This window comes from Streptomyces spectabilis, assembly GCF_008704795.1.
In the GTDB taxonomy this organism is placed as follows: domain Bacteria; phylum Actinomycetota; class Actinomycetes; order Streptomycetales; family Streptomycetaceae; genus Streptomyces; species Streptomyces spectabilis.
The window spans coordinates 7,629,333-7,641,978 of the sequence record NZ_CP023690.1; the positions used below are offsets into that span (position 1 = coordinate 7,629,333).

Genomic DNA, 12,646 nt, shown 5'->3' on the forward strand with positions numbered 1-12,646 from the left:
GCCCGGCACGACGAGAGGCGCACCACCCCATGCACGACACCGGAACCGCACCACCGTCGGCTCCGGCCCTGAAGCAGGACGCGGCACCCGCGTCGCACGACGACGGCAAGCACGCCCGCCGCTTCGGACTCCCCATCGCCACCTGCCTCGTCATGGGCAACATCATCGGCGGCGGCATCTTCCTGCTCCCGGCCTCCGTCGCGCCCTTCGGCACCGTCAGCCTCGTCGCGTTCGCCGTCCTGACCGCCGGAGCCATCGCGCTCGCCCTGGTCTTCGGCCGCCTCGCCGAACGGGACCCGCGCACCGGCGGCCCGTACGTGTACGCGCGGGAGGCCTTCGGCGACTTCGCGGGCTTCCTCGCCGCCTGGTCGTACTGGATCACGACCTGGGTGTCGAACGCGGCGCTCGCCGTCGCCGCCGTCGGCTACCTCGACGTCCTGATGCCCGTGACCGACCACAAGTGGACCGCCTGCCTGGCCGCGCTCGTGCTCCAGCTCCTGCCCGCGCTCGCCAACCTCGCCGGGACGCGCTACGTCGGCGCCGTGCAGCTCGTCGCCACCGTGCTCAAGTTCCTGCCGCTGCTCCTCGTCGCCTTCGGCGGGCTCTTCTTCTTCGACCCGGCGAACCTGGGCCCGTTCCGGGCGAGCGACGACAGCGCGCTCGGCGCGGTGTCCGCCGCCGCCGCGATCCTGCTGTTCTCGTACCTGGGCGTGGAGTCCGCCGCCGTCAGCGCGGGCGAGGTGCGCGATCCGCGGCGCAACGTGGGCCGCGCCACCATCCTCGGCACGCTCGGCGCCGCCCTGGTCTATCTGCTCGGCACCCTCGCCGTCTTCGGCACCGTCGCGCACGACAAGCTGGTCACCTCCACCGCGCCGTTCTCCGACGCCGTGAACGTGATGTTCGGCGGCTCCTGGGGCGGCACCGCCGTCGCGATCGCCGCGCTGGTGTCCATGGTCGGCGCGCTCAACGGCTGGACGCTCCTGAGCGCCCAGACGCCGTACGCGGCCGCGAAGGACGGTCTGTTCCCCGCCGTCTTCGCCCGGAAGCGGCGCGGCGTGCCGACCGCGGGCGTCCTGGTGACCGTGGTCCTCGCCTCGCTCCTGACCGTGTACAACTACACGGCGGGCCCCTCCGGGGTCTTCGAGGTCCTCGTGCTCGTCACCACGTTCACGGCCACCGTGCCCTATCTGCTCGCCACCGCCGCGCAGATCTACTTCCTGGCCTCGGGGCAGCGCGAGCGGGTGCGCCGCGGGCGCCTGGTGCGCGACGCCGTGCTCGCCGCCGTCGCCTTCGGCTTCTCGATGTGGCTGGTCGCAGGGGCCGGGTACGCGGCCGTCTACCAGGGCGTCCTGTTCCTCTTCGCGGGCGTCCTCGTGTACGCGTGGATGGCGGCCCGCAGACAGCGGACCGCCACCCAGGACCCGTCCTGAAGGAACTCCGTCACCGCGCGAGCGGTGCCGTCACCCAGCGTCGCGTCCTGACGCCGTCCTCCGGCCCGATCTCGATCAGCTTGCGGGCGGCCGGGAAGGCCTCGTTGCCCTCGATCTCATAGCCGACCTGGAGCGTGCCCGGTACGTCCCGGACCTCGGGCTGCCGCTCCGGCGCCAGGGCCGACCGGTAGTCGGCGCCCTCGCCCGCGCCCCGGACGGCCAGCTCGGCGAGGACGCGCCGCTGCGCGGCGGCGAGCGCCTCGCCGGGGTCCCCGAGCGGCGGGGCACCGGTGTCCCGCGCGCCCCCGGCTGCGGGCGGCGCGACCTGGCTGCTCGGCTCCCGCCGGGCGCCCGTGGCCTGCCGCGTGGACAGCTGCGCCCGCACGACGGTGCCGTCGTTGTCGAGGCCGACCCGGACGACGCCGCGGTCCGGCGTGATGACCGGTACGCCGTCGAAGGTCTGCCGGAACGTGACGTACGTGACCAGGGTCGTGGGGGCGCCGATCTCCGAGCCGTCCTTCGTGCCGGAGTTCTGCATCAGGTCGTGCACGCCGTCGACGACGAGCTCCGCGCCGTCGGCGTGCTCCTCGGCGAAGGCCCGCGCCAGCTCGACGGCCCGCTCGGTGGGCAGCGCCGTGGTGGTGCGCTGGTTGGGCTCGGCGAGGCGCACCCAGCGCACCGCCTTGGGGCCCGTGGAGACCGTGCGGTCACCGGAACTCGCGCTCAGCACGCCCTGGTGGTCGGCCTGCACCTCTTCGAGGGCGGCGGCGGGGAAGGAGGCCATGCGGCCCGCCGCGGCCAGCTCGGCGCTCGGCTCGCGCGGCGCGAGCCGCACCGTCTGCGCGCCCTGCGGCAGCACGCCCTGCTGCTCGGCGAGCGAGGCGCGGGCGTAGTACCAGCGCCAGGCGTACCAGGTGTCCGACACGGCGGGCCGGTAGAGGTACCGCTCGGTATTGAGCCGGTCCACGGCCTCGGCCTGGGTGGCGCCGACCGCGCACACCGAAGGGGCCTGGTGCACGGAGATGTCCCAGCTCGCGTTCAGCCAGGCCTCGGCGAACGTCTGCCCGGACTGCCACTTCGCCCAGAACTTGCTGCCGTAGTCGGGGTTGTCGACGCTCGTCGTCTCGAAGCCGAAGAGCATGCGGAAGCCGAGGTTGGGCCCGGCCCAGGTGCGGATCGGCGAGTGTCCGCCGAGGACCCGCAGCGAGAAGCACGTGGACCAGAAGACGTACCGCGCCTTCTCGTTGCCGAGCGCCATCCGGTTGGAGTACGCGCGGGTGCGGCCGTCCCAGGCCGCGCCGAGCGGTGCCATGAACACGCCGTTGCCGTCCATGGTGCCGTGGCCCGAGTGGTACACCGCGCAGACCGCGTCCATGCCGAAGCGGTCCTGCCAGTTGTCGAAGGCCTCCTCGTACGCCCACACCTGGACGCCCGCGTCGGCGAACCAGAAGTTGCGGTCGGCGGACCTCTGCAGGAAGTCCAGCCAGCCCCGGGCGTCCTCGTGCGTGTAGTACAGCGGTGAGGCGTCGGCGAACTTCTCGACGCTGAACGCTCCCCACAGGCCGAGCGTCGAGTCCCGCTCCCCGGCCGCGCCGGGCTTCTCCGGTTCGAGCGGTGACGGGCCGCGGTCCGTGTAGATGATGCGCATGGCCTTACCCCCTGGGTGGTCTCCCTCTCGCGTGGCTGAGACGCACGCGGTCGAGGGGGCCTAAAAGTGTCACTGCGGGAGGGCCTTGCCCAGGTGAGATTCCGGCCATAGGGGACCGGCAACGGGCGTGCCCCGCCGCCTCAGCGGCCCCTGTGGCCAGGGTGTTCGCCACCTCGCTCGGCGTACGCCCCGCGCACGCCGACGCGGCCCCCTCGAACACCGTGAGGGGGCCGCGCCGATGGCGGAAAACAGAGGCTGTCTACGTGCCGTCTACCGGCCGAGGTAGGCGTCGAGAATCGTCACGCGCGACACGTTCCCCTGCCGGTCGGTGACCTCGGCCCGGAAGGAGACGCCCTTCCCGCGGGCCGGGTTCGTCACCTCGGCCCTGCCGCCGCTGACCGTGAGCCCGGTCCACGTCCGTCCCTTGTCGTAGCTGACGTACGCGTTCAGGGACGCGAGGTCGCCACCGGCGGCGTACCCCTGGACGGTGACCGGGACGGACTGTTTCACGCCTGCCGGGGCGCGGCTGTCCAGACCAAGCTCCGGCGTGAAACGGACGGTGGACACGGGAAGGGCGGCCTCCCCGTCCACGTGCCGGGAGCGGAACGTCCAGCTCGCCTCGACGCGTGAGGACACCCGGGCCAGCTTCGGGGAACGGGTGACGGACGCCGTGAGGCGGTACTCCGCGTCCCGCGCCGGGACCTTGAAGCTCTCGGCGCCGGTCACCGCGTCGTGCTTCTCCGCGACCTTCACGCCGTCGCGGTACAGGACCGACTTCTGCGCGGTGTAGCGCGAGAAGCCGGGGTGTCCCCGGCCGTCGGCGACGAGCGGGATCCGGCCGCGCAGCTCGTCGCCCTTGCGGAAGACGCCCGTGCCGGGGCCGAGCAGCGGGCCGAAGACGCCGGTGTTGAACGTGTCGGTGTAGGTCTTCCCGGCCCGGAAGGCGCGCGGGTCCCGCTCGTAGGAGCTCTCCAGGGGGCGTTCGCCGTCGGCGTCCTCGGCGCCGTACTGCGCGAACTCCACGCCCCACCGCGCGCCGTCGCGCGCGGACACGTACGCCGTCGTGGTGCGCGGCAGCCGCTGCGGCGGCAGGATCGGCGCGATGCCGCCCGCCTCGGGGAGGTATCCGGCGACGGACAGGTCGCCCCACCGGCCGGGCGCCGAAGCGCCGGACCGGATCCTCAGCTTCGCGAAGTCGGCCGCCTCGAGGTGCCGCTCGTAGCCCGTCGCGAACCTGGTGGCCTTGCCACCGAGCATGACGTCGTAGCGCTTGTCCGCGCCCTTGCGCCACGTCCCGAGCCACTGCTGGCCGAGGCCGCCCGGGACCGCGGGGCCGAAGTGCGCGGTGCGCAGGCTCCGGAACTTCGAGATGTTGAGCGCGCCCAGCTCGTTGCCCGCGTACGTGTACCGGGCGTCGAGGAAGACCAGCTCGGCCCCGCGGTCCGGCACGGTGATGTCGACCGGTTTCGCCCTGCGGGCGTCGAGCGTCACGGTCGTCTTCTTGGTCACGGTGAGCTTGGGCCGCACCAGCCAGTCGGTGCCCTTGTCGGGGTCGCGCGGGTCGACGTAGACGGCTGTGTCCAGCAGGTACGTGCCCTTCGCGATCCGGAGGCGGACGGTTCCGGAGGCGTCGTCCACCCACTCGTTGCGGCCCTTGTCGCCGCCGGTGAGGCCCTGGAGCAGCGTGAGATAGTGCGGCGCGGGCCGCCCGTCGCGGCCGACGGTCCTCAGCGTCACCTCGTGCCGCTCGATCTCGCGCTCCACGACGGCCGCCGTGCGCACGCTCTGCCCGCCGCCGGTCGCGGTCACGTACGCCGCGTACACGCCGTTCACGGAGGCGCCGGGCCGGGTGTCCGCGACGAGGTCGACGGCCGCCTTCCCGCCCGCAGGGACCGTCAGCTTCCGCTTGCCCAGGGTGAAGAAGCCGGCGGGCGCCGGGCGGCCCTCGGGGTCCGTCGCCGTCACCGCGAGGTCGAGCGTGACGTCCCGGTCGCCGAGGTTCCGGTACGTGACCTTCTTGGTGACCGGCTTGTCGTCGGTGTGCGGCCACAGCCGTCGGCCGAAGTCGAGGGACACCGGGCGGGCGATCACCGTCTGGTCGATGGCCCGGTCCACGGCGATCCGGCCCGAGCCCTGCTGGAACGGCGTGTACTCGCCGGGCTCGGTGGAGGCGGTGAGCGCGCCCTTCAGCTCGGCGTACGTCCAGTTCGGGTGCCGCTGTTTGAGCAGCGCGGCGGCGCCCGCGGCGTGCGGGGCCGCCATCGAGGTGCCGGAGATCGTCAGATAGCCCTCCGGCTGCTGCCCGACCTCCTTCTCGATCCGGCTGCCCGGGGCCGCGGCGGCGGTGATGTCCACGCCCGGCGCCGTCACGTCCGGCTTGACGGTGCCGCCGTCCGTGAGCGGGCCCCGGCTGGAGAACTCCGCGAGCCTGTCGTCGCCGTCGACCGCGCCCACGGTGAGCGCGGCCTTCGCGCTGCCGGGGGAGCCGACGGTGCCGGGCCCGTACTCGCCGCTGTTGCCCGCCGAGACGGCGAACAGGACGCCCTTGTCGGCCGACAGCTTGTCGACCGCGGCCTCCAGCGGGTCGGTGCCCTCCGAGTCATCGCCGCCCAGGCTCAGATTGACCACGTCGGCGCCCTGCGCGGCGGCCCACTCCATGCCCGCGACGATCCCCGAGTCGTCGCCGAGGCCCTCGTCGTCGAGCACCTTGCCGCTGAGGACCTTCGCGCCGGGCGCGACGCCCTTGAACGCCCCGCCCGACGCCGCGCCCGTGCCCGCCGCGATGGACGCCACGTGCGTGCCGTGCCCGACGCGGTCCTCGACGTCGGGGGCCGCGCTGAAGTTCTTCTCGGCGACGACCTGGTCCTTGAGGTCGGGGTGCGTGGAGTCGACGCCCGAGTCCAGGACGGCGATGGTCACGCCCTTGCCGTCGTACCCGGACCGCCAGGCCTTCGGGGCGCCGATCTGCGGGACGCTCCTGTCCAGGGTCGCCTCGCGGGTGCCGTCCAGCCAGAGGCGGCGGATTCCGGGCGCGTACCCGCGCGCGTCCGTGAGGGTCCGCCACAGCAGGGCCGCGTCCCGGCGCGGGGTGCGCACGGCCTCCGCGTTCAGGGACGGCAGGACGCGGCGGACCGCCGTGTCCCCGGCCGCCCGGACACCGGCCCGTGCGCCGCGTGCCGCGCCCTCGTAGCCGACGATCAGCCTCAGGCCCTTCCTCTGGGCCTCCCGGGTGGCCTTCCGGCTCAGCTCGGTGACGTCGAACAGGCGCCGGTCGACGCGGCCTTCGGCGATGAGCCGCCGCGCGTCGTACGGCAGGACGAGCGTGCGGCCGCCGACGGTCTGGGTGCGCACCGGTATGTGCGCGCGGCCCTTCGCGGGGCGGAAGCCGGTCACCCGGCCCTTGGCGTCGACGTCGACGCGGTCGCCCGTGACGAGGGTGAGCCGGTGCGCGGGACCGGCCATGGCCCCGGCTCCGGACCCGGCCTCGGACGACGGGGCCGCCCCCGCGGCGCGACCGGGGGCCGGGAGGGCCCCCTCGGCCGACGCCGGTCCCGCCAGGCCCGCCGTGAGCGCCGCGGCCACCGCTGTCGCGACGGCGACCGCGCCCGCTCTGGTTCTGTGATGACGCACGTGTCCCCCCATCGAGTTCAACTTTGTTACGTAGACGGACAGTTGATGCGGAAGGTTCATTCGCGGGGCGCCGGGAGCGCCCGCCCGGCCCCCGCCCGACCCCCGTCCGGCCCCGGCCCGGGTGATCCTTCTTACGGACCCGTACTGACCCCGTACGCCGCGATTTCCCCCGGAGTGTGATCGGATGGAGGCCACCGAACTTCTCTGAAGGGATTTGGCATCGTGGCTACCACGCGCTCCGCACACACGGTCTGGGAAGGCAGCCTGACCGAGGGCTCCGGCACGGTGACCTTCGACTCCTCGGGCATCGGGCAGCAGGCCGTGTCCTGGCCGTCCCGCGCCGAGGAGGCGAACGGAAAGACGAGCCCCGAGGAGCTCATCGCCGCCGCGCACTCCAGCTGCTTCTCGATGGCGCTGTCCCACGGCCTGACCGGCGCGGGCACCCCGCCCACCAAGCTCGTCACGTCCGCCGACGTGACCTTCCAGCCCGGCACGGGCATCACCGGCATCCACCTGACCGTCGAGGGCGAGGTGCCCGGTCTCGACGAGGCTGCCTTCGTCTCGGCCGCCGAGGACGCCAAGGCCAACTGCCCCGTCAGCCAGGCGCTCACGGGCACGACGATCACGCTGTCGGCGAAGCTCGCCTGACCCGCGGACCCGCACCGCGGCGAAGCCGCCGCCCCCGTACGCCGGGGCGGCGGCTTCGTCGTGTTCCGGGCCCCGTCCGCCCGGCCCGCCCGCCCGACCCCGCGGGCGCGGCACCGTACGCGGCATTGACAAGGGACCGCTCAAGTTTTGTGCTGGAGGGCGGAGTATCACCGCGTCGGAAGGGGTTGTTGGACATGGCACGTGCGGTCGGCATCGATCTCGGCACGACCAACTCCGTGGTCGCCGTCCTGGAGGGCGGCGAACCCACCGTCATCGCGAACGCGGAGGGCGCCCGCACCACTCCCTCGGTGGTCGCCTTCGCCAAGAACGGCGACGTGCTCGTCGGGGAGGTCGCCAAGCGCCAGGCGGTGACGAACGTGGAGCGCACCGCACGCTCCGTCAAACGCCACATGGGCGATTCGGCCTGGCACTTCCCCGAGTCGGGCGCCGTCGAAGGGCGTCGGTACACCGCGCAGGAGCTGTCCGCGCGCGTCCTGCAGAAGCTCAAGCGGGACGCCGAGTCCTACCTCGGCGAGGACGTCACCGACGCCGTGGTCACCGTGCCCGCGTACTTCGACGACGCCCAGCGCCAGGCCACCAAGGAGGCGGGCGAGATCGCGGGCCTGAACGTCCTGCGCATCGTCAACGAGCCCACGGCCGCCGCGCTCGCCTACGGCCTCGACAAGGGCGACGACCAGACCGTCCTGGTCTTCGACCTCGGCGGCGGCACCTTCGACGTCTCGCTCCTGGAGATGGGCGAGGGCGTCATCGAGGTCAAGGCCACCAACGGCGACACCCGGCTCGGCGGCGACGACTGGGACCAGCGCGTCGTCGAACACCTCGTGCGGCAGTTCAAGAACGCGTACGGCGTCGACCTGGCCAAGGACAAGATGGCCCTGCAGCGCCTGCGCGAGGGCGCCGAGAAGGCGAAGATCGAACTCTCCTCGTCCAGCGAGACCGACATCAACCTGCCCTACATCACGGCCTCGGCGGACGGGCCGCTGCACCTCGCGGAGAAGCTCACCCGGGCCCAGCTGCAGGAGCTCACCGCGGATCTCCTCGACCGCTGCAAGGGCCCCTTCCACCAGGCGGTCAAGGACGCGGGAGTGCCGCTCTCGGCCATCGACCACGTCATCCTCGTGGGCGGCTCCACCCGCATGCCCGCGGTCACCGACCTGGTCAGGGAGCTGACCGGCCGGGATCCGCACAAGGGCGTCAACCCCGACGAGGTCGTCGCCATCGGCGCGACGCTCCAGGCGGGCGTGATCCGCGGCGACGTCAAGGACGTCCTGCTGCTCGACGTGACCCCGCTGTCGCTCGGCATCGAGACCAAGGGCGGCATCATGACCAAGCTCATCGAGCGCAACACGACCATCCCCACGCGCCGTTCGGAGACCTTCTCCACCGCCGAGGACAACCAGCCGTCGGTCGGCATCCAGGTCTTCCAGGGCGAGCGGGAGATCGCCGCGTACAACAAGAAGCTCGGCGTCTTCGACCTGACGGGCCTGCCGCCCGCGCCGCGCGGCGTCCCCAAGATCGAGGTCACCTTCGACATCGACGCCGACGGGATCATGCACGTCTCGGCGAAGGACGAGGCCACCGGGCGCGAGCAGCGCATGACGGTCACGGGCGGCTCCGCGCTGCCCAAGGACGACATCGACCGGATGGTCCGCGAGGCGGAGCAGTACGCCGAGGAGGACCGCAAGCGGCGCGAGGCCGCCGAGACCCGCAACCAGGCCGAGCAGCTCGTCTACCAGACGGAGCGCTTCCTGAGCGAGAACGGCGACCGGATCCCCGCCGACACCAGGGCCGAAGTGGAGGCGGCCGCAACTGAGTTGAAGGCCACCCTGGACAGCGGCGACACCCAGGCCGTCCGCGCGGGCGCCGAGAAGCTCGCCACGGTCAGCCAGCGGATGGGGCAGGCCATGTACGCGGCCGCGGGCGCCGCCGACGGCGGGGCGCGCCCCGAGGACTCCGCCGGACGGCCGCCCGGCGAGGAGGGCGTGGTCGACGCGGAGATCGTCGACGACGAGGGGAGCGGGACGAAGAAGGGCGAGGGCGACGGGACCGAGGGCGACGGGACGCGGAAGGGCGCCTCCTAGGCGGGCCCGCCGCCCCTGGTCACCCTTGGTTCTGGAGGTACTTGACCGTCGCCGGGTCGGCGGGCAGCAGGGTCTCGACGGCCAGCTCGGCGACGGTCACGTCCATCGGCGTGTTGAACGTCGAGATCGAGGAGATGAAGGACAGCACCCGGCCCTCGTGCTCGATCCTGAGCGGCAGCGCGAAGTGCGGCACCTGCCCGTCCGCCGCCGTGTCCTCGCCCGGGTCCGCCACGGGGTAGGCCGCCACCTCCTCGTACAGCGCACGCAGCGCGCCCGAGCGCTGGAGCGCGATCTGCCGCTCCATCTGGTGCAGCAGATGCCCGCGCCACTCCCGCAGATTGCGGATCTTCGGGGCGAGCCCCTCGGGGTGCAGCACGAGCCGCATCGCGTTCAGGGGCGGCGCGAGCAGGTGCCCGGGCAGGCCGTCGAGGAGCGCGGCGATGCCGCGGTTCGCGGCGACCACGTCGTACGTCGCGTCGACGACCAGGGCGGGGAACGGCTCGTAGCCCTGGAGCAGCTGGTCGAGACCCGCGCGCAGCGCGTCCATCGACGGATCGTCCAGCGGGGTCTGCGGGAAGCGCGGCGCGTACCCGGCGGCCAGCAGCAGCGCGTTGCGGTCGCGCACGGGCACGTCCAGATGCTCGGCGAGCTTCAGGACGAACTCCTCGCTTGGCTTGGAGCGGCCCGTCTCGACGAAGCTGATGTGCCGCGCGGAGGAATCCGCGCGCAGCGCGAGCTCCAGCTGGCTGACGCGCCGCTCCTCGCGCCAGCCGCGAAGGAGTGCGCCCACCTCGGACGCCGTGCCCGCGCGCGGGGCAGCGCCTTTGCCGTTCCGCCTGTCGGCAGCGAGAGTTGTCATACCCCTGACGGTAATCGACCTTCGACGGCGAGCGAGAAGAGTGGTGCGCGCGAGATGAACGACCCGTGGGACCCGCTGTCCTGGGCGGCCGAGGCCGTCTACCGCGCACGGGTGCGCGGCTGTCTGCTGGGCGGCGCGGTCGGTGACGCGCTCGGCTACGCGGTCGAGTTCGACTCGCTCGCGGCGATCCGCGCCGCCCACGGCCCGCGCGGCGTGACCGCTCCGCCGACCGACGCCGAGGGGGTCTGCCGGGTCAGCGACGACACGCAGATGACGCTGTTCACCGTCGAGGCCCTGGAGCTCGCCCACGCCAGGGAGCGCCGCAAGGGCATCGGCGGCGCGGCGCCCCGGCTCGTCCTGGAGGCGTATCTGCGCTGGCTGGACACGCAAGCCCGGCCGGGGCCCGCGGCGGACGCGCGCGGCGGCCTGGCCGCGCAGCCCTGGCTCTACGCCCGGCGCGCGCCCGGCAACGCCTGCCTCAGCGGTCTGGCCCGCGCCCACGCCCCCGACCCGCACGCCCCGCTCGGCCCGCCGGGACCGGTCAACCCGGAGTCCAAGGGCTGCGGCACCGTGATGCGCTCGGCGCCCTTCGGACTCACCCGCGCCCCCGCAGAGCGGGCCTTCGAACTGGCCGCGCGCTGCGCGCAGATCACGCACGGCCACCCCACCGGCGCCTACGCGGCGGGCGCGCTCGCCGCGATCGTGGCGCACCTGGTCGCGGGGGACTCCCTGGAGGGCGCGGTCCTGCGCACCCTGCGGCTGCTCGCCCGTTACCCCGGGCACGAGGAGACGTCCACCGCGCTCGCCCGCGCCGTCGACCTGGCCGCCGCGGGTGAGCCCGACGCGGCCCGGGTGGAGTCCCTCGGCGCGGGCTGGATCGCCGAGGAAGCCCTCGCCGTCGCGGTGTACGCGGCCCTCGCCGCGCCCCGGATCGAGGACGCCCTGACCCTTGCCGTGAACCACTCGGGAGACAGCGACTCGACCGGCTCGGTCTGCGGCAATCTGCTCGGCGCGCTGCACGGCGACCACGCGCTGCCGGGCGACTGGCTGAAAGTCACCGAGGGCCGGGCGGTGATCGCGGCGCTCGCGGACGACCTCGCGACGGAATGCGCGCGCCGCTGAGTCCCCGCCCGCAATGTGCTGTGGGAGGCTGAAGGACACCCCCGACACGAAAGAAGGAGCGCGGCCATGCCTCTCGAACCGCTGTCGCAGAAGGAGATCGAGGACCGGCTCGCCGAACTGCCCGGCTGGTCCCTCACCGAGACCGCCGGGACCACTGAGACCGCCGGGACCGCCGGGAAAGCGGCCGCCTCCGGTAGGAGCCTCACCCGCTCCTACCGCCTCGGCTCGCACTACGCGGCCACCGCGCTCGTCGTCCACATCTCCCAGGTGCAGCAGGAGCTCGACCACCACGCGGAGATCACCCTCGGCTACGACACCGTGGCGCTCGCGGTGTGCACCCACAGCGCGGGCGGCGCCCTCACCGAGCGCGACTTCGAACTCGCCCGCAGGGTCGAGGAGCTGGCCCCCGGCCACGGTGCCGCGTGACGACGGCCGGCGCGGGGGGCGTGATGCTCGACTACGGCAAGGAGGCCGTCCGGTACGACGCGTCGCGCGGCGGCGAGCCACGGGCCGCCGCCGCGGCCGCCGCGGTCCTCTCGCTGCTGTTGCCGGGCACCCGCACGCTGCTCGACGTGGCCTGCGGCACGGGCCTGGTCACCCGGCGGTTCGCCGACCGGCCGGGCCTCGCCGTGACCGGGGTCGACGCGACGTACGCCATGGCCCGGATGGCCGCCGAGCGCGTCCCGGGCGCCGTCGTCCTCGGCGACAGCCGCCGACTGCCGTTCCCCGACGGCGCGTTCGACGCGGTGGCCTCGGTGTGGCTGCTGCACCTGTTCGCGGAGCCGGCGGAGGCCGGGGCGGTGGTGGCGGAGTGCGCCCGGGTGCTCAGGCCCGGCGGCCGCTTCGTCACCACCGTCGACAAGGCCGCGTCGCACAACGTGGGCAGCGACATCGACGCCGCCCTCGCGGGCCGCCCCGTCCGCGCGCCCGTGGACGGCGCGGCCCGCGTCGAGGGCTACGCCGCGGCCTGCGGGCTCACCCCCGCGGGGCGCGCCCGCTTCACCGGGCACGGCCAGGGCCGCAGCCCGCGCAGCACGGCCGAGGACCTGTTCCGCGGCTGGTTCACCAGCATTCCGACGGACAGCGCGATGGCCCGGGGGTACGCGGCGCGCCTCGCGGAGCTGCCGGACCAGGACGTGCGGCGGCCCGACCCGGAGTTCGCGCTGCGCGCGTTCACCAAGCCCGTCGCCTGACGCCTCTGGCCACC

Annotated in this window: 9 protein-coding genes; 6 read left to right on the forward strand and 3 right to left on the reverse strand. The window is 73.7% G+C overall.

Features of this window, described 5'->3' with window-relative positions; all coding sequences use genetic code 11:
* Positions 1–29: 29 nt before the first annotated feature.
* Positions 30–1,430 carry an amino acid permease gene (locus CP982_RS33285; RefSeq protein ID WP_150513845.1) on the forward strand — a complete coding sequence of 467 codons (1,401 nt, stop codon included), beginning with the start codon at positions 30–32 and terminating at the stop codon, positions 1,428–1,430.
* A gap of 10 nt (positions 1,431–1,440) precedes the next feature.
* Here the strand turns inward: CP982_RS33285 and CP982_RS33290 are convergent, their stop codons facing one another.
* Together CP982_RS33290 and CP982_RS33295 are read right to left on the reverse strand one after the other, a co-directional pair.
* Positions 1,441–3,078 (reverse strand): DUF6345 domain-containing protein, encoded by a 1,638-nt coding sequence (locus tag CP982_RS33290; RefSeq protein ID WP_150513846.1) that lies wholly within the window; start codon positions 3,076–3,078, stop codon positions 1,441–1,443.
* A 270-nt stretch (positions 3,079–3,348) separates the two neighbouring features.
* Positions 3,349–6,708 (reverse strand): S8 family peptidase, encoded by a 3,360-nt coding sequence (locus CP982_RS33295; protein WP_372503462.1) that lies wholly within the window; start codon positions 6,706–6,708, stop codon positions 3,349–3,351.
* 222 nt (positions 6,709–6,930) lie between these two features.
* On the opposite strand from CP982_RS33295, the gene CP982_RS33300 reads away from it, so the two are divergent.
* Positions 6,931–7,356, forward strand: a complete 426-nt coding sequence (locus CP982_RS33300; protein ID WP_144321797.1) for an OsmC family protein — start codon at positions 6,931–6,933, stop codon at positions 7,354–7,356.
* Positions 7,357–7,550: 194 nt separating this feature from the next.
* Positions 7,551–9,458, forward strand: coding sequence for a molecular chaperone DnaK (gene dnaK / locus CP982_RS33305; RefSeq protein WP_150513848.1), 1,908 nt, complete (start codon positions 7,551–7,553; stop codon positions 9,456–9,458).
* A gap of 19 nt (positions 9,459–9,477) precedes the next feature.
* Here the strand turns inward: dnaK and CP982_RS33310 are convergent, their stop codons facing one another.
* Positions 9,478–10,317 carry a helix-turn-helix domain-containing protein gene (locus tag CP982_RS33310; RefSeq protein WP_221515647.1) on the reverse strand — a complete coding sequence of 280 codons (840 nt, stop codon included), beginning with the start codon at positions 10,315–10,317 and terminating at the stop codon, positions 9,478–9,480.
* A 54-nt stretch (positions 10,318–10,371) separates the two neighbouring features.
* On the opposite strand from CP982_RS33310, the gene CP982_RS33315 reads away from it, so the two are divergent.
* From CP982_RS33315 to CP982_RS33325, 3 genes are all read left to right on the forward strand, one after another.
* A complete protein-coding gene (locus CP982_RS33315; RefSeq protein WP_150513849.1) occupies positions 10,372–11,439 on the forward strand; it encodes an ADP-ribosylglycohydrolase family protein in 1,068 nt (355 codons plus the stop codon).
* Between the two features lie 66 nt (positions 11,440–11,505).
* Entirely contained in the window at positions 11,506–11,865 is a 360-nt protein-coding gene (locus tag CP982_RS33320) for a 4a-hydroxytetrahydrobiopterin dehydratase (protein ID WP_150513850.1), read from the forward strand.
* 23 nt (positions 11,866–11,888) lie between these two features.
* Complete coding sequence (locus CP982_RS33325; RefSeq protein WP_150515844.1) at positions 11,889–12,632, forward strand: class I SAM-dependent methyltransferase; 744 nt, start codon at positions 11,889–11,891, stop codon at positions 12,630–12,632.
* The last annotated feature ends 14 nt before the right edge of the window (positions 12,633–12,646 follow it).

What these genes read in the sequence shown, in the direction of transcription:
- CP982_RS33290 (WP_150513846.1), bottom strand. Translation starts at nt 3,078, where the DNA reads ATGCGCATCATCTACACGGACCGCGGCCCGTCACCGCTCGAACCGGAG.
- CP982_RS33285 (WP_150513845.1), top strand. Translation starts at nt 30, where the DNA reads ATGCACGACACCGGAACCGCACCACCGTCGGCTCCGGCCCTGAAGCAG.
- CP982_RS33320 (WP_150513850.1), top strand. Translation starts at nt 11,506, where the DNA reads ATGCCTCTCGAACCGCTGTCGCAGAAGGAGATCGAGGACCGGCTCGCC.
- CP982_RS33325 (WP_150515844.1), top strand. Translation starts at nt 11,889, where the DNA reads ATGCTCGACTACGGCAAGGAGGCCGTCCGGTACGACGCGTCGCGCGGC.
- CP982_RS33315 (WP_150513849.1), top strand. Translation starts at nt 10,372, where the DNA reads ATGAACGACCCGTGGGACCCGCTGTCCTGGGCGGCCGAGGCCGTCTAC.
- dnaK (WP_150513848.1), top strand. Translation starts at nt 7,551, where the DNA reads ATGGCACGTGCGGTCGGCATCGATCTCGGCACGACCAACTCCGTGGTC.
- CP982_RS33310 (WP_221515647.1), bottom strand. Translation starts at nt 10,317, where the DNA reads ATGACAACTCTCGCTGCCGACAGGCGGAACGGCAAAGGCGCTGCCCCG.